The 22,651-nt window shown below is 67.9% G+C and carries 21 protein-coding genes; 5 read left to right on the top strand and 16 right to left on the bottom strand.

The features are described 5' to 3' along the window. The first annotated feature begins 29 nt into the window (after positions 1-29). The gene (locus tag ACO1X9_RS02545; RefSeq protein ID WP_486349258.1) at positions 30-1,286 is read left to right on the top strand and encodes an O-antigen ligase family protein; all 1,257 of its coding nucleotides are present in this window, start codon (positions 30-32) and stop codon (positions 1,284-1,286) included. A 13-nt stretch (positions 1,287-1,299) separates the two neighbouring features. Then, positions 1,300-2,604 carry an O-antigen ligase family protein gene (locus tag ACO1X9_RS02540; protein ID WP_486349257.1) on the top strand — a complete coding sequence of 435 codons (1,305 nt, stop codon included), beginning with the start codon at positions 1,300-1,302 and terminating at the stop codon, positions 2,602-2,604. A gap of 105 nt (positions 2,605-2,709) precedes the next feature. Here the strand turns inward: ACO1X9_RS02540 and galE are convergent, their stop codons facing one another. Genes galE through ACO1X9_RS02510 form a run of 6 tightly spaced genes read right to left on the bottom strand, consistent with a single transcriptional unit; the run spans position 2,710 to position 8,250 of the window. Next, positions 2,710-3,684: a UDP-glucose 4-epimerase GalE gene (gene galE / locus ACO1X9_RS02535; protein ID WP_486349256.1), complete on the bottom strand. Its 975-nt coding sequence runs from the start codon at positions 3,682-3,684 to the stop codon at positions 2,710-2,712. Next, complete coding sequence (locus tag ACO1X9_RS02530; RefSeq protein WP_486349255.1) at positions 3,681-4,016, bottom strand: DUF2304 family protein; 336 nt, start codon at positions 4,014-4,016, stop codon at positions 3,681-3,683. The genes galE and ACO1X9_RS02530 overlap by 4 nt, the downstream gene beginning before the upstream one ends. 25 nt (positions 4,017-4,041) lie before the next feature. Next, a complete protein-coding gene (locus tag ACO1X9_RS02525; RefSeq protein ID WP_486349254.1) occupies positions 4,042-4,740 on the bottom strand; it encodes a glycosyltransferase family 2 protein in 699 nt (232 codons plus the stop codon). A gap of 10 nt (positions 4,741-4,750) precedes the next feature. Beyond that, positions 4,751-5,893, bottom strand: a complete 1,143-nt coding sequence (locus ACO1X9_RS02520; protein ID WP_486349253.1) for a glycosyltransferase family 4 protein — start codon at positions 5,891-5,893, stop codon at positions 4,751-4,753. Beyond that, positions 5,890-7,407: a DUF2142 domain-containing protein gene (locus ACO1X9_RS02515; protein ID WP_486349252.1), complete on the bottom strand. Its 1,518-nt coding sequence runs from the start codon at positions 7,405-7,407 to the stop codon at positions 5,890-5,892. Before ACO1X9_RS02515 ends, ACO1X9_RS02520 begins: the two co-directional genes overlap by 4 nt. A gap of 9 nt (positions 7,408-7,416) precedes the next feature. Continuing rightward, a complete protein-coding gene (locus ACO1X9_RS02510; protein WP_486349251.1) occupies positions 7,417-8,250 on the bottom strand; it encodes a glycosyltransferase in 834 nt (277 codons plus the stop codon). Positions 8,251-8,301: 51 nt separating this feature from the next. On the opposite strand from ACO1X9_RS02510, the gene ACO1X9_RS02505 reads away from it, so the two are divergent. Then, the gene (locus ACO1X9_RS02505) at positions 8,302-9,540 is read left to right on the top strand and encodes a lipopolysaccharide biosynthesis protein (protein ID WP_486349250.1); all 1,239 of its coding nucleotides are present in this window, start codon (positions 8,302-8,304) and stop codon (positions 9,538-9,540) included. On the opposite strand, the gene ACO1X9_RS02500 is transcribed toward ACO1X9_RS02505, so the two are convergent. From ACO1X9_RS02500 to ACO1X9_RS02470, 7 genes are all read right to left on the bottom strand, one after another. After that, positions 9,495-10,601, bottom strand: a complete 1,107-nt coding sequence (locus ACO1X9_RS02500) for a glycosyltransferase (RefSeq protein WP_486349249.1) — start codon at positions 10,599-10,601, stop codon at positions 9,495-9,497. The two genes, ACO1X9_RS02505 and ACO1X9_RS02500, sit on opposite strands and share 46 nt — an antisense overlap. A 1-nt stretch (position 10,602) precedes the next feature. After that, complete coding sequence (locus ACO1X9_RS02495; protein ID WP_486349248.1) at positions 10,603-11,592, bottom strand: glycosyltransferase family 2 protein; 990 nt, start codon at positions 11,590-11,592, stop codon at positions 10,603-10,605. Positions 11,593-11,601: 9 nt separating this feature from the next. After that, entirely contained in the window at positions 11,602-14,070 is a 2,469-nt protein-coding gene (locus ACO1X9_RS02490; RefSeq protein ID WP_486349247.1) for a glycosyltransferase, read from the bottom strand. Continuing rightward, positions 14,067-15,188 (bottom strand): DegT/DnrJ/EryC1/StrS family aminotransferase, encoded by a 1,122-nt coding sequence (locus tag ACO1X9_RS02485; protein ID WP_486349246.1) that lies wholly within the window; start codon positions 15,186-15,188, stop codon positions 14,067-14,069. The genes ACO1X9_RS02490 and ACO1X9_RS02485 overlap by 4 nt, the downstream gene beginning before the upstream one ends. After that, positions 15,181-15,594 carry a sugar 3,4-ketoisomerase gene (locus ACO1X9_RS02480; RefSeq protein WP_486349245.1) on the bottom strand — a complete coding sequence of 138 codons (414 nt, stop codon included), beginning with the start codon at positions 15,592-15,594 and terminating at the stop codon, positions 15,181-15,183. The genes ACO1X9_RS02485 and ACO1X9_RS02480 overlap by 8 nt, the downstream gene beginning before the upstream one ends. Positions 15,595-15,698: 104 nt before the next feature. Further along, on the bottom strand, positions 15,699-16,718 hold the full coding sequence (locus tag ACO1X9_RS02475; protein ID WP_486349244.1) for a glycosyltransferase family 2 protein: 1,020 nt from the start codon (positions 16,716-16,718) through the stop codon (positions 15,699-15,701). Continuing rightward, entirely contained in the window at positions 16,715-17,818 is a 1,104-nt protein-coding gene (locus ACO1X9_RS02470; RefSeq protein WP_486349243.1) for a hypothetical protein, read from the bottom strand. Before ACO1X9_RS02470 ends, ACO1X9_RS02475 begins: the two co-directional genes overlap by 4 nt. Before the next feature lie 112 nt (positions 17,819-17,930). Here ACO1X9_RS02470 and ACO1X9_RS02465 point away from each other — a divergent pair, with 112 nt between their 5' ends. After that, positions 17,931-19,742, top strand: a complete 1,812-nt coding sequence (locus ACO1X9_RS02465; protein ID WP_486349242.1) for a glycosyltransferase family 61 protein — start codon at positions 17,931-17,933, stop codon at positions 19,740-19,742. Between the two features lie 19 nt (positions 19,743-19,761). Here the strand turns inward: ACO1X9_RS02465 and ACO1X9_RS02460 are convergent, their stop codons facing one another. After that, complete coding sequence (locus ACO1X9_RS02460; protein ID WP_486349241.1) at positions 19,762-20,778, bottom strand: 3-oxoacyl-ACP synthase III family protein; 1,017 nt, start codon at positions 20,776-20,778, stop codon at positions 19,762-19,764. Between the two features lie 38 nt (positions 20,779-20,816). Next, positions 20,817-21,041 carry an acyl carrier protein gene (locus ACO1X9_RS02455; protein ID WP_486349240.1) on the bottom strand — a complete coding sequence of 75 codons (225 nt, stop codon included), beginning with the start codon at positions 21,039-21,041 and terminating at the stop codon, positions 20,817-20,819. Between the two features lie 119 nt (positions 21,042-21,160). On the opposite strand from ACO1X9_RS02455, the gene ACO1X9_RS02450 reads away from it, so the two are divergent. Next, on the top strand, positions 21,161-21,898 hold the full coding sequence (locus ACO1X9_RS02450; protein ID WP_486349239.1) for a hypothetical protein: 738 nt from the start codon (positions 21,161-21,163) through the stop codon (positions 21,896-21,898). A gap of 2 nt (positions 21,899-21,900) precedes the next feature. Here the strand turns inward: ACO1X9_RS02450 and ACO1X9_RS02445 are convergent. Continuing rightward, on the bottom strand, positions 21,901-22,651 hold a 751-nt coding region (locus ACO1X9_RS02445; protein WP_486349238.1), incomplete at its 5' end, for a fibronectin type III domain-containing protein.

Raw genomic sequence — 22,651 nt, 5'->3', positions numbered from 1 at the left:
CGGGAAGGCGCGCCCGGTAGCCTGAGCGCATGACGCCCGCGAGCCCGTATCGCCTGTTCCTGGCGACCTTCGGGTTCTTCACGCTCGCGGCCGGCGACTTCTGGCGCTACCTCTTCACGTGGTGGGGCTGGGGCGCGATCGTGCTCGTCTTCGTCGTGCTCTCGGTCGTCGAGCTGGTGCGCAGCCGGCTCGAGGTGCGGCGCCTTCCACTCCTGCTACTCGCGACGCTCGGGCTCATGGCGCTCTCGATCGCCTGGTCGGCCTATCGCCTCGAGAGCGTCATGGGGGTCGCGCTCACGCTCGTCGCGACGACGTACGCCGTCTTCCTCGCGACCTGTTTCACGTGGGCCGAGCTCGTCGACGCCCTCGCCCGGGCCATGCGAGCGGCCCTCGGGCTCTCGCTGCTCTTCGAGCTCGTCGTCGCGCTGTTCGTCCGCGGCCCGGTGCTGCCCTTCTTCGTCGACTACTCCGACCTCGACAAGATCCCGGCCGCGTTCTACTGGTCGCGTGATGTGCTCTTCGAAGGCGGTCGGATCCAGGGCATCGTCGGCAACGCCAACATCCTCGCGATGATCGCGCTGCTCGCCCTGATCGCCGGTGTCGCGAAGATCGTCGCCGGCCGAGGCTCGATGCTCGGCTTCGTCACGTGGACGATCGTCGCCCTCGGAGTGCTCGGGCTCACCCGGTCGACGACCGTGCTCGTCGCCGCGGCGGCCGTCGCCGTCGTCGTGCTCGTCGCCTGGTTCGCGAGACGAGGGTCCGGCACGCGACGGGTGTCGACGGCGGTGGGACTCATCGTCGGCACGGGCGCCGTCGCGGCCCTCGCGATCGTGTTCCGCGCCCCGCTCCTCGCCCTCGTCGGGCGCAGCAGCGACCTCACCAACAGGCTCGACATCTGGGCGGCCGTCACCGACCTCGCGATGCAGCGCCCCGTCGCCGGGTGGGGATGGATCTCGTACTGGGCACCCTGGGTCGCGCCGTTCGACGACCTCGCGGTGATCAAGGGCGTCACCTACCTCCAGGCGCACAACGCGTGGCTCGACGTCTTCCTCCAACTCGGCATCCTCGGCGTCGTCGTGGTCGGGCTCCTCGTGCTCACGACCCTGCTGCGGGCGTGGGTGTACGCGATGGACGGGCCACGCGAGTCGGCCCTGCTTCCGTTCGCCCTCCTCGTCGCACTGCTCGTGCACAGCCTGGCCGAGAGTCGCCTGCTCATCGAGATCGGCTGGGCCCTGCTGGTGATCGTGAGCATCCGCACGGCGACGCACCGGTGGGAGCGGCGATGACCCCGGGGTCCGCGTGATCGCGGCCGGTCTCGAGTTGCTCCGCCAGCCGCGCACGACGGCGGCGCTCACGACAGTCGGCGCAGGACTCGTGCTCATCGCGTTCACGGCGCAGCAGGTCACCGGCTGGGCCGGCTACCTCGCCGCGCTCGTGCTGCTCTGCGCGCTGCTGCTGCTGTCGCTCCTCGCCCGGCGCGACGAGATCGACTGGAACTGGGCCACGCTGCCGATCACTCTCCTCGCCTACCTCGCCTGGGTCGGGATCTCGGTGCTCTGGAGCGCCTACCAGCGCGTGACGCTCGCGTCGTTCGGCTACCTGCTGCTGGTGACCTTCGTCGGCGTCTACATCGGACTCTCGCGCGACACCATCCAGATCATCCGGAGCTTCGGGGATGTTCTCCGCGCCGTGCTGCTCGTCTCGCTCGTCCTCGAGGTGCTGTCGGGCATCATCCTGGACGCGCCGCTCGAGGCGCTCAACATCGGCGGTGAACTCGCCTACGGGGGTCCGATCTCCGGCCTCGTGGCCGATCGGAACCAGCTCGGGCTACTCGCCGCCATCGGAGCGGCGACGTTCGCGATCGAGTGGCGCACGAGGGCGATCCACCGCCGGGTCGCGATCCCGTCGCTCGCCCTCGCCGCGGGCACCATCGTGTTCACGCAGTCCCCCGTCGTCACGATGGTCGCCGTCGTGCTCGCCGCCGCCGCCGGTGCGCTGTACGGCATCCGTCGTCTCAACCCGGGCCGTCGCCAGGTCGCGCAGTACGTCGTGCTGGGCGCGCTCGCCGTCGGCGCAGTGCTCGCCTGGGTGTTCCGGGCGCCGATCATCGCCCTCTTCAACGCAACCGGCGAACTGCAGTTCCGGCTGGAACTCTGGCAGCGTGTGCTCGACTTCGTGGCCCTGCACTGGCTCGAAGGATGGGGGTGGATGGGCATCTGGAACGCCTCGGTGGTGCCCTACTCGGTGCTGACGCCGACCGCAGGCCGGCCGCACGACTCGGCGCTCAACGCCGTCGTCGATCTGTGGCTCCAGATCGGCGCGGTGGGCGTGGTGATCTTCTTCGCGCTCGTCGGATTCGCCTTCACGCGATCGTGGCTGCTCGCCGGCCGGCGGCGCAGCGTCGTCTACACGTGGCCCGCGCTCGTGCTCGTCGCGCTCGTGATCGTCTCCGTGGCCGAGAGCTCGATCCTCACCGAGGCCGGGTGGCTGCTGTTCGTGATCTGCTGCGTGAAGGCGTCGGGCGAGCTGAGCTGGCGCCGGGCGCTCAGCCCGATTCCGCCGCCGTCGGAGGACACGGGCAGCATTCGGATTCCACGGGCCTGAGCGATGGCCGATGCCCCGCCTACAGCAATAGGCAATCCGATGCGCGGCGCGTGAGCGGTCGGCGAGACGGGCTCCCAGGCGACTCTGAGATCCCACCGATCTCTATCACTCTCGATGAGCGAGATGCGCGCTCCAGGCAGATGCCACGATCGCGTCGAGGTCGTGACGAGGAGCCCAGCCGAGCTCATCGCGAATCCGGACTGGATCAGCTACGACAGCTGCCGGATCGCCCGCGCGCCTTTCGACGACCAGCGGCTCGATGTCGCGCCCGGCAGCACGGGCGATCGCGGCGACCATCTCTTTGACACTCGTCCCGCGCCCCGTGCCGACGTTGTACACCCGGTGCCCGGCGGAACCTTGGCCAAGCCTGTCAAGGGCCGCAAGATGCGCTTCGGCCAGGTCGAGGACGTGCACGTAATCCCGTATGCACGACCCGTCGGGGGTGTCGTAGTCGTCACCAAACACCAGCGGGCTCTCCCCCGCGTCGATGCGCTCGAACACCATCGGGACGAGATTGAGCACGGCGGTATCGCCGAGGTCGTCCCAACCAGCGCCCGCAACGTTGAAGTAGCGCAGGCTCGTGCCACGCACGCGTCCCGCTGCCGACGCTTCGGCGATGAGCTGCTCGCCGAACAGCTTCGTCGAGCCATAGGGGTTCACGGGGCGAGTTGGGTCGCTCTCGCGGATCGCCGCGCCTTGGGCCGAGCCATAGACCGCAGCCGACGACGAGAAGACGAACTTCCTGACGTCAGCCGAGTCTGCGGCGAGAAGCAGGTTGGCGAGTCCGCCGAGGTTCTGTCGGTAGTACCACGCCGGGCGCTCAACGGACTCGTCGACTCGCTTCTTGGCAGCGAAGTGGATGATCGAGTCAACGCGCTCGTCGCGCATCGTCGTTGTCAACTGGTCGAGCGCGTCGTCGGTCGAAAGATCGACGTCGAGCACTCGAACCTCGCGCGGCACCCGTTCAGACCGGCCGGTCGTGAAGTCATCGACGACGCAGACATCGTCGCCACGGTCCCGGAGCAGGCGCACGACGTGCGACCCGATGTAGCCCGCGCCCCCGGTGACGAGCACGGTCACGGGCGGCTCCGCTCCTCGGCGTCGCGAAGCGCGATCGACCGCGCGAGCCGCGTGATCTCTCGATGCGTCTGGCGGTTCTGCGCCGCGGACGAAATCGTCGTTCCGATGAAGACGACGACGAGCGCGTAGAGCAGCAGGTCAGTGCCTCTACCGACGCCCAGAAGGTTCGCGACATCGTTGACGATCCCTGGAAAGGCGACCGCGACGATCGCCGCTAGCAGCGCCGCGAGCAGCGCCAACCGACGGATCGCAAGCCGACGCGGCCCACGACTCGGCAGGAGCAGGATCACCGCAAAGACAGTGAAGACAGCGACGAGGATGATCTGGATCACTAGCTGGTTAGACATCTCGCCTCAATCATTTGAAGTACAGATCGCTGAGAATGTTGACGGAGTTCCAGATCGACTGACCCTTGCGTCGCGAGTACTCGGTATAGATCACCTGCACCGGCTGCTCGGCGTAGCGGAGTTTCGCTCGCCCGATCTGCGCCGTGATCTCCGACGCGTGCGCCATTCGGTTCTGCTCGATCTGGATCACGGAGGCACCCCGCCTCGTGAACGCGCGAAGTCCGTTGTGGGCGTCGGAGAGACGCATTCCAGACCGCGCCGCTTCGAAGATCACCGCGAGACGGAGAACGAAACGCTTCAGGTGCCCGACGTTCGAGCGACTGTCGAGGAACCGACTGCCGATGACGACATCTAGGTTCTCGGCCTCGAGGCGGCGAACCATGTCCATGGCGTCCTCGACGCGGTGCTGCCCGTCGGAGTCGAACGTGACGAAGAAGTCGGCGTCGGGTCGGGCGAGGGCGTAGTCGAACCCCGTCTGGAGAGCAGCCCCTTGGCCGAGGTTGATCGGATGCCGCACGACGACGGCGCCCGCAGCCCTGGCGATCTCGGCAGAGGAGTCGCTGCTGCCGTCGTCGATGCAGACGACGTTCGGGAATACTTCGCGGATGGCGGCGACGACCTGACCGAGCACCTCGCCTTCGTTGTACACCGGCACGATGAGCCAGGTCCGTCGGGCGAGCTCCGCATCTCCAGCATCCACACGGGTCACGGTCGACAGTCTAGATGTTGAGTCGCGGACGGCCGGGCGGCATCACTTCGCTGACGAGCTTTGCGAGGTCGCGCACGCGGCGGTCCCAACCCCAACGCCGGACCGACTCCGCCGGGAAAGCCGCGGCGTCGTGAAGCCTCGTAGCGGTCGCCGTCGCCACCGCGCGCGCATCAGCTTCAGCGAGCGTGACCGGTGCACCGTCCCGCGCGAGTTCGCGGGCTCCGGCCACGTCAGATGTGACGACAGCACCTCCCGCGGCGAGAACCTCCAGGAGTGACGTCTGAAAGCCCTCTGCAAGCACCGTCGGGTTGACGAGGAGGGCTCCCGCAAGCCCGTCGGCGAGCCGCGTCTGGCCGACCCTGCCTTGGAGACGCACGCTCGAGGTGAGCTCGAGGCGAGCGACAAGCCGCTCCACCGCGGAGCGTTCCGGCCCATCGCCGTAGACATCGAGGCTCGCGTCCACGCCGTCGGAGCGCAGGAGGGCGAGCGCCTCGATCGCGGTGTCCCAGCCCTTGCCGGGTACGAGCCTCCCGACGAAGACCAGCACGGGCCGACGAGGGCGTCGGGCCGCGAGCCAGGGCTCGACGTCGATCGCGTTGGGGATGACGACGGCCTCGCGCCCGGAGAGTCTGCGCACGAAGTCGGCGACCCGATCCGAGACGGCGATGACGCGTGCCGCGCGACGGAGCGTTGCGGCGCCGAGCGTGACGTCCACTAGGCGGCTGGCCAGTGCGATCGGAGCCGAAACGCCACGGACGAAGTCGGAGCCGTGCTCGGTGTGGAGGAGCGGGAGCCCGAGGCGGCGTGCGAGCCGGGAGCCCAACCAGCTCAGCGGGAAGAAGCGCGTGTGCGTCCAGATCACGTCCACTTGACCCTCGAGGATGCGCCGCACTTGCCGCAAGAAGCCCGGCCGCGGAAATGCCAGCACGTCGCCGACAGCGGTCGAAGAGGAGAACCTATAGACGGCGATCCCGTCTTCGTCGGTCTCTCCCACCGGCTCGCCCAGGGTGACGACAACGACCTCCGCCCCCATGGCGCGGAGGCGCCGCGCGAGGCTCGACACGTGGGCTTCGACGCCTCCGACCTTGGGCGGGTAGTTGTTGACGACGAAGGCGATCCGCAAGGGCCGATTCGCCTCGGACGTGTCGCTCACGGCGCGGAGGGGATCGGCATGGTTCGGGGCGGCGCGGTGAGCTCGCGTGCGACTAGCGTGGCCGCGGCTGCGAGTGCCGCGGCCCCCACGAGCCAAAGGAGCGTCGGCGACGGGGCCGTTTCCCACCACCACTCGGCCCCCGCACCTAGGTCGACGGACTGTTCGTCCATCCCTGTCACGTAGCGCCGGATCTGAAAGTGCAGAGCGACGGCATGCGCTGCACCGACGACAACGGCGACGAGCAATCCCTGGAACCGCGTAAACTCCGGGGTCCGTGCACCCGCGACGAACACGGCTACACCGCCGAGGATGAGCACGAGCGGGAGCAGGTAGCGCGGCTGCACCTCGGCCCCGACGAACGCCCGACTCTGCATGAGCACGTACGTTGGGATGACCCAGAGGGCCGCACCAAGCATCGCGAGGGCAACGAGCTTTCGACGGTCCATGCTCCTCAGACCGCCGAAGGCGACGCCGGAGAACACAACCAGAAGCGCGACGCCGACTACACCAGGCAGCTGCGTGTCGAGCCATCCGAGATTCCATGACCCGAAGACCCCAGCCCAGAGAAGCGGGACGTTGAGCACGTTGCCGAGTAGGAGAGCCATCGGGTTCTCAAGTGGCGTCCCGCCCCCAGAGCCCAGCGACCCACCTGCGACGCCGGCTGGGTTCCCTATCAGAAAGACCGCGATGGCGAGCGCGAGAACCGCCGCTGGCACGGCGAGGAGCTTGGGTCGGATGCTGCCTCGCCGGAGCGCAAGGATGAGAGCGAGGACGACGGCGATCCCGGTGAACACGATGGCGTCCGGGCGCGAGCCGACGCCCACCACTGCGGCGACACCCGCGACGACGCCGAGCCCCGCGCGTCGCCCTCTGGTATCCGCCTCGAGGAAGCCGACGAGCGCGATCCAGAGCGTGCCCGCTGAGATCACGGTCCACGAACTCGGGTTGGTAGAGGCGATCACGAAGACTCCGAGGGGGACCGTCGTCACCAGCCAAGGCCAGAGCAGCGAGGACGCCCGGCGACGTGGCAGCAGATGGAACGTGACGGTCGTGAGAGCCACGAACAGGATGACGTTCACCAGGCGCATCGCGATGACCGAGATCTCGACCGCGGGAGACGCCAACAGACCGAGCACCGCGTAGAACCCGCCGGGGTATTGGCCGCGGAAGTTGCCCCTGTCCGTGGTCTGCAGGTCATCACTCGCCGACTGGACGAGCTCGTCCTGGCACGCGGCGCTCTCATCCGGCCGGAAGGCGTAGCAGTGGGCAGCGAACGCGACAGCCGCCGGTACTGCGCGAGTCTCGGGGTCCCCGGTCGCCTCGCACAGGCCGTCGCGCTCGCCGAGACCGCACCAGATGCTCGCGAGGTGGAAGTCGTCGTCCGGGCTTGACCCGACGGGCGACGCGAGTGCCCACGAGCCAAGCCCGAGGACCGCCAGGAGCGGGACGACCAGAAGGCGGACTAGAGGCAACCAGCTGCGCCGAGGGCGCCTGTCAGCGTAATCAGTCGGCACCGGACCACCCTAGCCGCGGGGTCGTTCGCGAGACGCCAGAGCCGCGCGCCGGCGGTGGAGCGCGGCCTTCGCTGTCATCCCGTACTGAACCACCCACCAGTGGGCGCGGCGGCGACGGATCTGCCATGTGCTCAGGCCGAGTTCCGCGCCGAGAGCGAACTGCCCGCGCGTCGCGATCTCGAGCGGCGCGCCGAGCACACCAACCGTCCTCGTGGCCTGGCTCGGGTGCAGGCGGTAGCCGGCGAAGAACTCCGACAGAATCGTTACCTCTCCCACTCGGCCGAGCCGAAGCCACAGATCGTAGTCTTCGAAGTGCCGCACGTCCGGGTTGTAGCCGCCTGCCACGTCATACGCGCTCCGGCGGAACATGACGGTCGACTGAACGATCGGGTTGCCTCCGATCAGTCGGTGACGGATACGCACCCCGGGCTGGGTTCGGTAGTCGCCGATTACGCGTCCCTCCCCGTCGATGAGCCTCGCCATCGACGCGACGAGGACGACATCTCGGTTCTCCGCAAGGTAGTGGCGCTGGGCCGCGAAGCGCCCCGGATAGGCGATGTCGTCGGCATCGAGCCGCGCGATAAGGGGTTCGTCGCCAGCGGGAACGCTCTCCGCGAGGGCGCGGCCTATGCCGGAGCGCTGCGCGGCCTGGGTGATCGTCACCGCGGGATGCCGGGTCCACCCCCGCTCCGGGTCCGAGGGGACGCCATCGTGCCGGACGAGGAGTCGATCGCCGTGCTCAAGCTGTGCGAGCACCGACTCGACCGCCTCGTCGAGCCAGGCATCGACCGCCACCGTGGAAATGATGACGAGGAGTCGCTCGCGCTCACGATCCGAATGCACCGGACAACTCTAGGGTGCAGTCGCTGAGACGACCGCAGGTACGCTGAGCCCGTGGCCGCCACGCTGATCTCCCGCACGGCCTGGACCACCATCGGTGTCGGTGTGCAGGGGGTCGCCCGGTTCGTCAGCACGATCGCGATCGGGCGCGCGACCGACCCCGAGACCCTCGGGGCGGCGAGCGCCATGCTGTCGCTCGCCGTCTACCTCGCACTCTTCTGGCCGACGGCGTCCGGGATCGCGGCGGCCTCGATCCTTGCGCGAGCCCTCCGGCCGGAGGCTTCGCTGACCTGGCTCCGGGCGACGACCCTCCTGGCCGTCGCTGCGTCCTCGGCACTCGCGTTTCCCGTAGGGTGGGCGATCACTGGCGACCCGCTCGTCGCGCTCTGCGCCGTGCCGCTGGTCGCGGGGTACGGCCTTTACGTCTTCGTGCGGGGGGCGATGCTCGGCCTCGACCGGTACCGATTCGCGACGGTACTCGATGCGATCTCCTCGGCGACGGCCGTGGTTCTACTCGCCCTTGTCCTGCTCGCCGGTGCGTCGGCGGTCCTCCTGCTACCCCTCGCAGCGGGTTACCTCCTGTTCGCGGTCGTCGGATGGCCTCGCGTCGCCAAAGACCGAGCGGATGACGACGAACGTCGAAGTCTGCGCCGCTTCATCCGGGACACGACCATCGGTGCCATCGCCACCGGGGGTTTGCTACCCGCGACGATGGTGTTCGTCCAGACGTTCGACAGTGCTGAGACGGCCGGCCTGTTTGCCGCGGGGCTGTCTCTCGCGACTCCCGCCAACCTGCTCTCTCAGGCGCTCAACCAGGTGCTCATCCCGCACTTCGCGCGGCTCCTCGCTACGGACCCGCTGGACGCGCGACGCGCACACAACCGGACTGCGATCGGGTCGTTTCTCATTTTCGCGGCGGTGTTCGGCGTGCTCATCGCCCTCACCCCCTGGATGCTGCCGCTGTTCTACGGCGCACAGTTCGCGGGCGGGGGGCCACCCACTATTGCATTGCTCGTGGTCGTGTTCGTCATCTCCTGCACAAGCGCCCCTTCGGCTTATCTCCTCGTCAGCGGTCGGCAGGCGATGTATTCGCGTATCTGGCTCGTCGGGTTCCTCGCCGGGACGGCTGGCATGATCGCGGCGTCACCGGTATGGGGGATGTGGGGTGCGCTCCTGGGCTTCGCGATCGGCGGCGGCGGCGGCTCCCTCGCCGTCATCGTGGCGGGTTTCGTCGCGACGACGACTGGTCAGGAACCGGTCGGAGCACCGAGCCGCTCGAACACCGCACGGTAGGCCGCCACGGCCGCCTGCGGCGTGTAGCGCTGTTCGGCACGCTTTCGAGCGCGCAGCGAGAGCCGGCGCCGCGTCGTGTCGTCGAGTCCCGCGTACTCAGTGAGCGCCCGAGCGAGCCCCGCGATGTCCCCGGGCGGGACCAGGAAGCGCTCATCGTCTACGAACTCGGCGCAACTACCCACATCGGTGCTGATGACGGGCACGCCCGCGCCCGCGGCCTCAGTTCCGACGAGTGGGAACGCCTCGCCGTAACCGCTCGATATGACGAGAGCTGCGGCATCTGCGAGAGCGGACGAGGGATCGGGGATCGGACCGCCCAGGGTGATCCGTCCCGCCTCGTACAACTCCCGCACGGGCGACGGCCGGAGCGAGTGCTCGATGACGTCGTCCCCGGCGACGACACCGGGGCCGTAGCAGGCGAGCGTCCAGTCGGGCGCTTCGCTGGCCATGGATGCGAAAGACGTGAAAAGCGTCGCGTGCCCCTTGACTGGGTGACTCCGCGCGATCGACACGAAGCGACGACTCGCAGGTTCAAAGAGTGGCCGGTCGGGTATCTCGCCGGGGTTGACGATCGGCTGCTCGAGCCGGCGGTACCCGAGCCGACGGGCGAACGACCGCATGGAGTCGCTGTCGCTCACCGGGATGACTGCGTCGAAACGGAACGAAAGGGCCCCGACGACTCGCGCAATGACCCGTGTGAGCAGGTGATCGGCCGGGCCGAGAGACTGAGTGTGCACTGTCGTCGTGCGAGGCACGGCCACGCGGGCGAGCGCGACGACAAGATCCGCGTGAAACAGGTGCGACGAGACGATATCGGGCTCGAAGGCTCGGACCGCCCGAGTCAGCGCCCCCACCATTCTGGGAAGGTCCCTCGACGAGGGCGGGAACCCCAGGTACTCGACGTGTGGGAAGGCTACCTCGAGCAGCGGGCTGAGCGAACCCGGTCCCATGAGAACGAGGAGGCCGATCTCGTCGCGAGAGTCGGCATGCCTGCCGAGGGCAAGTAGCAGACGCTCGGCACCGCCGATATCGGCGTCGGTGATCACGTAGAGGATGCGCATTTCAACTCCCCTCGGCTCGATGGCCAGTCGGTGAGAGCAGATCGCGGACGGCATCGAGAGTTCCCTGGCTTGCGTACGCGCGGTAGTGGCCGCGAATGAGTTCCCCGAGTACACGGGGAACTCGCGCGACGCGATTCGCAGGGAGGGCGGCCCGTCGCCGCTGGTGCTCGACCTTTCCACGCGCTGCGCGCCGCACGTCATCCGACGCATGCTCGGCCTCAAGACGTTCAGCGAGGACTCCGGCGCGGCGTGCGAGAAAGTCGTACCGATCGCCGCGGTACTCGAGGGCCCGCGCAACTTTGTAGCGGAGCGTCGGCACCTTCGCGCCGATCTGGTTCGCGCCGTGTTGCCGATAGTCGATGAGAGGCTCGTCCAGCCAGGAGAGGCGCCCCGAAGCAGCGGCCACGATCGCGATCCACTCATCGTGAACCCATTCCGCGGGGAAAGGGAGTGCGCGTCGGACGACCTCGCGGCGAGCGGCCATCGTCGCCCCGGTGACGAGGTTGCGCCGGAGGAGCACCTCGAATGCCCGGTCGGCGCGGAGAAGGGCGAGGTCGGCGGCGGTGATCTCGGTCGCGTCGGACAGCAGCGACCCGAGCGGTGTCCCCGTTCCGTCCACGAGGCGTGCGTCGCCGAACACGAGCGACACCTCGGGCTCCGCGGAGAACACCGCAAGCGCCTCCTCGACGCGGCGCGGATGCCAAACGTCATCCTGATCACTGAAGACGACAATGTCGCCCTCGCACGCCGCGACCGTGCGGGCGAAGTTCGCCGTGACCCCGAGCCGCACGGCACCCTCAAGCACCACGAGCCGGGGCGGCGCGGCCGCCGCGGCGACCTCTGCGCGCACGATGTCGAGGGTGGCGTCGACCGACCCGTCATCTCCCACGACGACCTCGTCGACCGGTGCGGTCTGCGACAGGATGCTCCGCATCTGCGCGGCGATGAAGCGCTCACCGTTGTAGGTGCACAGCGCGACCGACGTCGTCATCTGGCGCCTCTAGCGCCGACGAAGCCGACGGGCTACCTTGCCCGCGACGGCACGCAGGCCCGACGACCGGAGGTGGTGCGCGACGAGGGCTAGGTCATGGCGCAGTCCGCTCGCTTTCCGCCGGCGCCGTGGGCGGTCCATACTGCGCCCGCGATCCGCAGCCGGGAGGGGATCACGCACGAACTCGAGGATGGGCGCTAGCGTGCGGTCCCAGCGGTACTGCTCGCGTACGCGACCGATGTTGTCGCGGCACGCCTGCGCGAGTTCTTCGTCAAAGAGCACGCGTTCGAGCGCATCAGCCAAGGCGGGCACGTCTCGGTCTGGAACGACGATACCCAGCCCCTCGACTTCGACGAGCTCGGCGAAGTGATCGCCCTCGGTCACGACCATTGGCAGCCGCGCCCAGAGATAGTCGAGGATGCGCGTTCGGAATGAGAAGGTCGTTTCGATGTGGGAGAAGTGGGTGCTCACGCCCGCGTCCGCCTCGGTGAGGTAGTTTTCGCGGTCCGCGTACTCAACCCACGAGTCGTTGAAGAAGACGGCGCTGCCCAGCACCCCCAGCTCCGCGGCGAGAGCTCGCGAGCGCGCCACCACCTCCATCTCCGGGACGCCGGGGTGCGGATGCTTCGTCCCCTGGAAGAAGAGGCGCACCCCGTCGCGTCGCGCGCTCACCTCGGCCACTGCCCGGATGAGAGTCTCCGGGTCGAACCAGTTGTAGAGGCCACCGGACCAGAGGAGCAACTTGTCGTCGGGTTCGATACCGGGGACGACACCCTTCACGACTTCACGGCGGTGCTCAGGTTCGCCGGCGGAGATGCCGAATGGCGCCACGCCTATCAGCCCGTCGAGCATCGGGTCGCCCTGGTAAGTCGATGGGTTGATCCGCCCGAGCCCGGCGAGCTGACCGAGCCAGAAGGTCCGCTGCCGCTCCGATGCGCACACGAAGAAGTCCCCTCGTGCGAGTTGCGCGTTGAGCGTATCCGTCGCGTCGCTCACCTGACGTTCCCAGAGCTCACGCGGCATTTCGCGACCCTGCTCGAGTTGCTCGAGGTGCATCGGGTCGTAGATGTCGACGACGACGATCTTGTCGGTGTCGCGCAGCGACGGGAACGCATCCATCGCGTGGCCCTGGAAGATGATGACATCGGCCGCACGTTCAAGGACGCGGAAGGCGCGGTCATCGCCCGCTGCGACGTGGATGAGATCGAACTCGGCAGCGACATCCTCGATCCCCGTAAGTGAAACGAGGGTCACCGAATGCTCGCGCGCGAGAAGTTCGGCGATGTTCCACGCCCGAATCGCCGGACCCGCCATCCGGACTCCAATGGGGTCCCCCGTCACGATAACAACGCGACGGGCGGGAGGCGGCTCGGTGACGTCGAATGCGTTCACGATGTTTTCGTAGCCCTCCACGTAGCGGGGTTCGTGCAAGACCGGCGCGTCGGTCAGCCCGAAACGGGCCCAGAGTCGGGTGTCGGAGACTCGTCGAGTGGCTTGGACCTCGTCGCGGCTTGCCCGTAGGCTCGGCAGCCTGTCTATGAACTGGTCGATCGCGTAGTTCACCGCGATCGCAGACTTTGGGAAAGGTTCAGCGTCGCCGTCGTCACTCCCGCCACGGCGCAGGTCGTAGGCCTCGTTGTCGACCTGGGTGGTGCGGGTGAGTCCCCGCCGGACGGCGAGCGCCATCGCCGCGGGGAGGGCCGACCCGAGCGACTCCTCGCCGATGTTCTTGTAAAGCGTGTAGAGCGCGTTGCGTTCCAGCAGGAACTGCTCCTTGTGCGAGCCGTAGCCGGACATCGACGCGTGGTGCTTGTGAAAGACGATCGAGGTGGGCTCGTACACGAATCGCCAGCCGCGAAGGTTCAGCCTCCAGCCGAAGTCGACGTCCTCGAAAAACATGAAATAGCGCTCGTCGAAGCCGCCGAGGTCGTCGTACACGTCTCGCCGCACCACCATCGCGGAACCGGTACCGAACAGGACGTCGTGCGGGCCTGGCTCCCTGCCAGGGATCGGCTCGCCCGTCAGCGGCTTGTAGCCCATCCCGTACCAGGTGAGTCCGGCGCCGATGTAGTCGACGAGCTTCCCATCCCAGTCGACGACCTTGCTGGCGACCGCGCCGACGCGCGGCGACTCGTCAAACCGCTCGGTTGCGGCGGCGAGCCACTGCGCGTCGGGACGAGCGTCGTTGTTGAGCAACGCCACGAACTCGCCCGCCGCGTGCCGGACGCCCAGGTTGCACCCGCCCGCGAACCCCTCGTTGGCAGGCGACTCAATGAGCTTCACGTGCGGGGCCGCGGCGCGGATACGTTCCGCGGAGTCATCACCCGAGGCGTTCTCCACGACAACGATCTCGAGGAGCGCCGGATCCCAGTCGAGCTTGCCGAGTTCGGCGATCGCCGTGATCGTGTCGTCGGCGCCGCGGAAGTTGACGAGGACAACGGAGACGACGCCCGGCACCGGGGCTGTGGCGGCGTTCACGATGCGATGAGGAGCCGCCGAGGCAACTCGCGCAGCGCCGCGGCCACTCGCGCCACCTGATCGTCGGTCATCCAGGGGCCTATCGGCAGGCTCGTCACCTCTGCGGCGAGGCGCACCGCACGTGGCGACGGCGCGGCGTTGCGGGTGACGAGACCGGCGAGCGGCGCGATGTCACCCAGGGAATACGGGTAGTGGATATCGGTGCCGACACCCCGACGCTTGAGGTCCGCCCGGAGCACGTCCCGGTCGGTGGCCCGCAGCACGAAGTGGTGCCACACGCTCTCCGAGGCGTCGGTCGGGCCGACGAAAGCATCCGGGACGTCGGCGAGTGCCTGCGAGTATTCAGTCGCGATCTCCCGACGCCGCGCAGTGAACGCGTCGAGGCGGTCGAGGTGGATACCGAGGAAGGCCGCCTGCAGTGGATCGAGTCGCGAGTTCCAGCCGGTGTCGACATGCTCATACTTGTGGGCACCTTGACCATAGGAGCGGCGGCTCCGGATTCGGTCGGCGAGGACCGCATCGTCGGTGGTAACACCGCCCGCATCGCCGAGTGCGCCAAGATTCTTCGTCGGATAGAAGGAGAAACCGGCGGCATTGCCGGTACACCCCACCCCCGGTGCACCGTGGCTCTGAGCCGCATCCTCGATCAGCAGCACGCCCGCCTCGTCGGCGATGGACCGGAGACGCGCGAGGTCGCCCGGGATGCCGAAGAGGTGCACGACGAGGATGGCCTTGGTGCGCGGAGTGATCGCCTCTGCGACGAGTTCCGCGTCGAGTGCGGCCGTGCGGAGGTCGACGTCGACGGGCACGAGCGTCGCCCCAACCTGCTGCACGGCGAGCCACGTCGCGTAGTAGGTGAAAGCCGGTACGACGACCTCGTCGCCACGTCCGATGCCGTACCCCTCGAGAATGAGACGAATGGCATCGAGCCCGTTGCCGACAGAAACGCAGTGCTGCGCGCCGACCGCGCTCGCCCAACGCTCCTCGAAGCGAGACACTTCGGGGCCTCCGATGAAGTAGCCGCCGTCAATCACTCGATCCAGAGCGCCATGAAGCTCGTCCCGGTAACCGCGCACCTGGGCGCCGAGATCGAAAAACGGGATGGGTGCGTCAGTCACGATGCGTCCAGTCGACGAACTGGTCGTAGTCGCGGATGTAGTCGGTCTCGTCGTACTCCTCCGACGCGAAGACGACGGCCGCCGCTCCCGCCGTGAAGTCGCGAAGGGTCCGCCAGTATCCCGGGGGGACTGCGAGCCCCCGCTCGGGGGTGTCGAGTCGCCAGTCCCTTGCCGTTTGCCCGTCGTCGAGGCGCACGGTGAAGGCACCCGCCACGGCAAGGATCAGCTGGTTGAGGCCTTTGTGCGCGTGCGACCCGCGGACCGCGACCGAGGGGACGTCGTACAGGAAGTACACGCGCTTGATGGGGAACGGGAACGGCTGATCCTTCTCCACGACACCGAGAGCGCCCAAGTCATCGCGATGAGCAGGGACGTCGATGAGGCCCGGCTCCGACCAGTTGTGCACCCCCCCACTGTATGGCAGTCGACTGAGCAGACGGGCTCACGGGGCACCGGGGTCGCCTCCTTCCCTAGGGCGCCGCCGCCTTCACAAACCCGTGGGGCCGACCGTCAGCCCGTCGTCAGCTCAACGAGACGCTCGATGACCGCGCGAGCCCGACCGAGAGCGGCGAGGTTCTGGGGATCGGCGACTGCGGCGAGCTCGTCGATGTCGCCCCGCGTGAACCCGAGTCGGTCGAGCCCGGCGACACCCTCGCGACGCAGGAAGTCGAAGAGGTCATCGAGCCCTCGGCGTGCGAGGAACGGGTCTCGGCTCCGGATCCGGACGAGCATCGCATGCTCATCTCGGGTAAGCGCTGCCACACCTGGGGCATGCGGGAGCATCGCGATCCGCGAGAGGGTCGTGCTTGTCGCCCGGTCGAGGAACTTGTTCCGAATCCAGCCCCACTCAGCGGCGTGGCGCTTCTGCCGCGTGGACTCGACGCCCTGGACTTCGCGGGACAGATTGCGCCCGTGCTTGCGATAATCGATGAGCGGCGCGGCGACCCGTGCAAAGCGGCCGCGCGCTGCGAGATCCAACCAGAGGCCGTAGTCCTGCAGTAGGTCGATCCCCGGGGCCATGCCGCCGACCTCGCGGTAGTCGGCGGGGCGCAGGGCGACGGAGGGAGCGCACACGAAGTTGCCTGTCCAGAAGAGGTAGGCGAGGGCGTCCGGTGCGCGCCCCCCCTCCACGAACTCCCCCGCGGCATCGTCCGGGAGCAGCCGTCCATCCCCGTCTATCACACGCGGAAGAGCATCGACGAGGACGACCGTCGGGTCAGCCAGCGCCTCGACCGACCGCTCCCTGCGCCCGGACAGGCTGCGATCGTCTCCGCCCTGGAAGAGCACGATGTCAGATGAGATCGCATCAATCGCCAGATTGCAGGCTTCAGATACACCCCTTGACGTCGGCAGACTGACAAGCTGGTAGTCCCATCGTTCACGGTTCGCCGCCAGGAATTCCGCGGTGCCGTCGCTCGACCCGTCGTCGACGACGACGAGTTCGTCGACCTCCGGTCGCAGCGTGGTGAGCGACGCCTCGATCCACTGCAACTGATTGTGCGCCGTGATGACGCCCCCGACCCGTGTCATGACGGCACACCTTTGCCGGGGACGACCCTCGCGACGGAGAACTCCTCCGCGGCGACGGTTACCTGGCGGCCGTACGCGAGCACGCGCGCGCCGCACGCGCGGAGTCGGGCTTCCTGCGCGGGGGAGGTGGGCGCGAACAATGTCCCGGCGTCCGGGACAAGGCCGGATGCGTCGGCATCCTCCGTGGCGAGGTAGACCAGCCGTCGCGTCGCCACTCGTTCTCCCGCGTCGAGACAAACGACTCCGTCTCCTGCACGGAGCGCTGTCCCGTCACCGCTCTCAAGGCCGGGACCCACCGTCAGGAGCTCGCCGTGGATGCCTGCGAAGAAGCCCGGGACGACCCGATAGGGCCCGTTCGGTCGTACCTGGGGCTCCGACGCCGGGGGCCGCCACATTGACAGCGACGTCGCGCTGGCGAGCGCGGGCTGGCGCACGGCGAGGAGCCCCGCAGCGAGCCGCACCGCGTCGGTTGAGGTTCCGAGGTCGATGAGTCCGAGCCGCACCCGCACCCACGGCTCGCTCGGGTAGTCGCGGAGAATCTGCAGGAGCGGGTTGGTCGTCCCGTTCCACGGCCCTGCGAGCATGAACCGCTCGGCATCGACGTAGGGACCAGGGCTGGCGAGCCAGTTCCGCGGGTCGATTAGATAGGCGTCGAGAACTTCGCCGGGCAACGCGGTGGGGAGTTGTCGGGCCAGGCCCGCAATGTCGAGCAGGGGGTGCGGACTACGGCCCTCAGACCGCCCGAAGACCTGGTAGTGGAGCCACGGCACGACGCGCGAGCGACCAACATCCGGGTACAGCATCCTGTAGAACTCTGAGGAGAAGAGCGGATGCTCACGCCGCGGACCCGACGGCTCGCCCCGAAGGCGACGCACGAACCGGTTCAACTCACGGGCGATCCCGGGCGACGGACTGTCGTTCAGGAGGAGAGCATCCGGGAGTCGTCGGAGGCCGTGCGAAGCCGCGATCTTCGAGAGACGGCGCCTGCTGAAGCGCGGGTAGCTGCGGGCGAGATCGGCACGGAGGTCCGCAAGACAGGCGGCGCGGCGGTGCACCTGGTTGGGCGGAGCAGCCGCAGCCCCATGACCGAGATTGCTCATGTTTCACTGCCAATCGTCAACGAGACGGCCGATCGAGCACGGCCGCTGAACGACTCCTCGATATGATCGCACGGATGCTTCAGGCGTTGGCGTGACGCCGAACATCCTTAATATGAGCGACCGGACAACGCACGAGACATACGACGACTACGAGCGGAGCCTCCTTCGGGAGGTTCACACGTTCTGGGCGGGAGGCTCGCGGGAGCGGGTGGCGGAGGCGGCACGCATCGCCGCGCTGTCGCCCCATGACGAGAACCCCGACGACCGGGAACGAGAGATCACCATTTGGGGCTGGCTTCCTCGCCGACAGGGAGTCCGACTCCACACGCGCGCCCTGCGTCGGGCCAACCCGGCGTTCAGGATCCAGGTCCGTCGGTACCCGCGGCCCGATGTAGGGCGCATCCCCTGGCTCCTGCGTCACGGATTCGTCGTCACGGCGCGCACGACGTCGGCTGCGCGCCTCACATTTGGCGCGATCGACGACACGGGCACGCTCCGCGAGATACCGACTTCCAACCCGACGGCGCGATCTCAGTGCCAGGAGTTCCTCCCCGTCGGCCGGCCCTTGACGACGGGCGCGATCGACGCCATCGCCGAATCGCCCGTCGCGACGGGCGATCCGCGAACCTGGTTCGCGCGCTTCGTCGCTTCCCGGCCCGAAGAGGCTCTCGAGATCGTCGAGCACCCTGCGGGCCGACCGCTCGCGGCGCGTGCAGCCGCGGCGACGGCTCGCGCCGAGCACATCAAGCGCTGGGCTGATCGGTTCGCCCTCGCGGCGGCAGGGCGCGTCGCGCCACGATCCGATCTCCTCGGCGTCGCGGTCGACCGCCCGAACCCCTCCGTCGCCTCGCCCATCGACGGGGTTCCCGTCCCGCGGTACGAGCAGAAAGACGGCCTAGTCTTCTTCCGGCACGGCGAGGAGACTTTGGCCGCACCCAGCCAGGACTGGCTGCGCTACGAGGACGCTGCCGTGCAGGACGGCGGCACCCTACTCGTCGGCGACACTCTCGTGGTCTACGAGGACGCCGCGGACCCTCGCCGCGACCACGTTGGCGGACAGTGGCTCAACGTCTTCGGTTCGTCCCAGCACCCCGAGGCTGCCCTTGTCGCGCTCAACCCGGTCGCCCCCGAGACTTTCCCAGAGGCCATTCTGCTCTCCGGACGTCACGACGGGAACTGGTACCACTGGTTCGCGGAATATCTCCCTCGCGCCCTGATGGCAGATGCGGAGTTCGACGGAGAGATCCCCTTCCTCGTGAGTTCACGCACGCCGTCGACCGGCCGCGAGGCCCTGCGTCGGGTCAGCGGGCGCCCCGTCGTGGTCGCAGACACCGCGATGCTCCAACGCGTAGGCATCCTGCACGTCACGGCACCGCCGCTCCAGGTACTCGACACGACTCGCGTGCCCTGGCACGAGTCGGTGCAAGTCAACCCCGCGCCGCTTCGCGCCCTGCGCGCGCACCTTCTGGGAGACGTGGATCCGGCCCCACCGAGCCGCAGAGTCTTCCTTCGGCGCCAGTCAGCGCGCCGGGTTCTGACGAACGAAGCCGACCTCGCCGCGATCGCGGCGCGCCGCGGGTACGAAATCGTGGACCCAGGTCGGCTCGACTTCGCAGAGCAGCTCGCGCTGTATTCGTCGACGACCCACCTCGTGAGCGCAGGTGGAGCTGTGATGGCCAACTACCTCCTGCTCCCCGAGAGCGCGCGGGTACTGACCCTGGTGTCTCGCGGGACGGCCGGATTCGTCCTCCCGGCGACGATCACGTCGGTCGCCGGTGTCAGACTCTTCTCCGCGGCAGGTTCCGCGGCAGAGGGTCGCACAGCGGCGAACCGGAACACCTGGATGCACGTCGACTTCGAGGTTCCCACTACGGTCGCAGAGGCCGCGCTGGACCTCCTAGAGTCGGGAGATTTCCCCTCCTAGCCGCGCAGCGAGGCGATGTCTACTCCCAGTCGAGGACGAGACCGCCCCAGGAGAGTCCGACCCCGAAGCCGAGGAGCATGACGCGCATCCCCGGGCGCAGAGCTCCTGTGCGCTGCGCCTCGACGAGCGCGATCGGGATCGTCGATGACACGGTGTTGCCGACCCCCTCGAGGAACGTGAAGAACTTCTCCTCGGGTATCTTGAGCCGGGACCGCAGGTGATCGAGCATGAACCGGTTCGCCTGATGGAACACGAACAAGTCGATGTCGTCCTGGGCGAGCGAAGCTTTTTCGAGCACCTTCGCCACCGCGTCAGGAACCACTCGGATCGTGAAATTGAAGATCTCCGGTCCATCCATAAACAGGTCGTAGTTCGTCGCCTCGAGCGAACGCGTTCCGACATCGGATCGTGGTGAGATCTCGCCTCCGTCGCGCATACCGCCATGGGGCACGACCAGATGACCCGCACCAGAGCCGTCGGTTCCGTAGGTGATCGCGGCGATCGACGTCGGTGAGCCGTCCCCCGTCACGAGGGTAGCCGAGGCGCCGTCGCCGAAGATGGTGCGGACCGAGCGGTCGGCGGGGTTCAGCAGCTTCGTGTAAGTGTCGCCCGTCAGGACGAGAACGCTTCTCGCTTGCCCGGACTCGATGAGACCCTTCGCGAGGCCAAGCCCATAGATATAGCCGGAGCAGCCGAGCGTGATGTCCGTCGCACCCACCGAGGTGGGGAGTCCGAGGTTGTCCTGAACGATGCAAGCCGTCGATGGCAGGAGGTAGTCCGGGGTCTGCGTGCACAGGATGAGGTAGTCGATGTCGGAGCGCTCGATACCGCTCTCCTCGAAGAGGCGCTCCGCTGCGGCCGTCGCGAGATGCGAGACGTACTCATCGGCGCCGGCAACGCGTCGGCTGTAGATGCCTGTCTTCGCGGAGATCTTGTCGACGGTCCACTCGGGGAACATCTCGGCGAGGTCGGCGTTGGTGAGTTCGCCGGCAGGGAGGTGGTAGGTGATGGCGCGTATGCGCGCTGCGGAACCCATGGCCCCACCCTACGGCGATGCCTAGATCGGTGCCGGCGTCAGGACGCTTCGGTGAGGAGTTCTTTGAGATCGGCGGGTGTACGCGCGGCGGCGAGAAGGAGCGGATCGAGCGACTTTCCCGTCGCCTCGTCGATCATGGCGATGAACGTGATGTCCGACAGCGAGTCCCAATCGAGTTCCTTGAGATCGGAGTCGATCGACACCGTCCCCGGCGCGACCTCGAGAACCGCTTCGACGATCTTCAGCAGCTCGCTCTGTTCCATGGGGCTCTCCTCGCATTCGACAACCCGCCTATCCTAGTCAAGCGGAAGGTCGGCGCTGGTCGGCGCGAACGAACGTTCGGGGACGAAGGGATGGAATGTCGGTCAGTCCTCTGGCTCACGTGAGCCCCACCGCTCGGATCGGGGACGATGTCACGATCGGCCCATTCACGGTCGTCCACGACGACGTCGAGATCGGCCGTGGTACGACGATCGGAAGTCACTGCGCGATCGGGGTCCCGACTCCCCTCGCAGACGGAGAGCAACTGCGAATCGGGGAAGGCTCCACCATTCGGAGCCACAGCGTCTTCTACCAGGGATCAGAATTCGGACCGCGCCTGCGCACCGGCCATCAGGTGTCGGTCCGCGAGCACATCCGCGCAGGAGAAGACCTCCAGCTCGGAACATTCGCCGACCTGCAGGGAGAGGCGACGATCGGACGATACGTCCGCATCTTCAACGGCGCCCACATCACGCAGCACAGCACCATCGGCGACTTCGTGTGGATTTTTCCCTATGTCGTCTTCACGAACGATCCGGTACCGCCGAGCGACGGGCCGTACGTCGGTGTGACGGTCGAGGACTATGCGGTGGTGGCAACCCGCGCCACCGTTCTGCCGGGAATCACGATCGGATCCGATTCGGTCGTAGGTGCACAGAGCCTCGTCTCGCGGGACGTGGAGCCCGGGGCGTTCGTCGCGGGAAGCCCAGCGAAGCGGCGGGCCGCCGCGCGGCAACTCCCGCGACGGGGTCAGCCCGGCCCGGCGTACCCCTGGCGCCGCCACTTCCACCGCGGCTATCCGGACGACGTCGTTGAGGCCTGGGTCACGGAGTTCGCCGAACCCGACGCTTCAAGCTGAACTCAGCTCGACACCCGGACCGAGATCGTCGCCGCGGGGCCTACACCGAACTGGTTCTTCGCCTGCACACGGATAACAAAAGTGAGTCCAGGCGTGGGCGTCGTCGTCCACGCCGTCGCCGTCGACACTCCATCGTCCACGATCACCGGAATCGTGTGATACGGCGACGTATACGAGATCACGTAGTCAGTGACGGTGCCTGGCGGGGGCGCCCACTCGAGCGTCACCGCGCCCCCGTCGACGGGGGTGGCGCGCAGCGGTGCCGGTGCCGAGTTCGGCGGCGATCCCGCTGGCGTCGACGCCAAGACGATCGCAGCCGGGCCGGTCCCCGAGGCGTTCTTGGCTTGGACGCGTATCTCGAAGGTCACGCCTGGGCTCGAACCGACGAACGTATGAGAGGTCGATGTGGAGACACCGTCTCCCACGAGTTGCCACGTCGGAGTCAAGGGCGACCGCCACGAGAGGAGGTAGTCGGTCACGACCCCGGGCGGAGCGGCCCACACCACGGTGAGTGCATCCCAAGTGTTCGACGTGACAGCGAGGCTGGTCGGAGCGGCGGGGATGGACACCGTCGTCGCCGGCGCGGTCGCCTGCACCTGCGCCACCGAACCCACCCCGACAGCGTTCTTGGCCTGCACCCGCAACATGAAAGGCAACCCCGGCGTCGGGTTCACGAACGTGTGCGTCGTCGCCGTCGACACCCCGTCACTCACCACGACCGGAGTCGTGTGATACGGCGACGTATACGAGATC

This window comes from Pseudolysinimonas sp. (assembly GCF_057350545.1).
The sequence above is the reverse complement of the archived record's forward strand: the minus strand, read 5'-3'. Positions and strand labels throughout refer to the sequence as shown.

Coding starts and splice junctions, on each gene's coding strand:
- ACO1X9_RS02545 (WP_486349258.1), top strand. CDS start 30: ATGACGCCCGCGAGCCCGTATCGCCTGTTCCTGGCGACCTTCGGGTTC.
- ACO1X9_RS02500 (WP_486349249.1), bottom strand. CDS start 10,601: ATGCGCATCCTCTACGTGATCACCGACGCCGATATCGGCGGTGCCGAG.
- ACO1X9_RS02495 (WP_486349248.1), bottom strand. CDS start 11,592: ATGACGACGTCGGTCGCGCTGTGCACCTACAACGGTGAGCGCTTCATC.
- ACO1X9_RS02475 (WP_486349244.1), bottom strand. CDS start 16,718: ATGACACGGGTCGGGGGCGTCATCACGGCGCACAATCAGTTGCAGTGG.
- ACO1X9_RS02470 (WP_486349243.1), bottom strand. CDS start 17,818: ATGAGCAATCTCGGTCATGGGGCTGCGGCTGCTCCGCCCAACCAGGTG.
- ACO1X9_RS02465 (WP_486349242.1), top strand. CDS start 17,931: ATGAGCGACCGGACAACGCACGAGACATACGACGACTACGAGCGGAGC.
- ACO1X9_RS02460 (WP_486349241.1), bottom strand. CDS start 20,778: ATGGGTTCCGCAGCGCGCATACGCGCCATCACCTACCACCTCCCTGCC.
- ACO1X9_RS02455 (WP_486349240.1), bottom strand. CDS start 21,041: ATGGAACAGAGCGAGCTGCTGAAGATCGTCGAAGCGGTTCTCGAGGTC.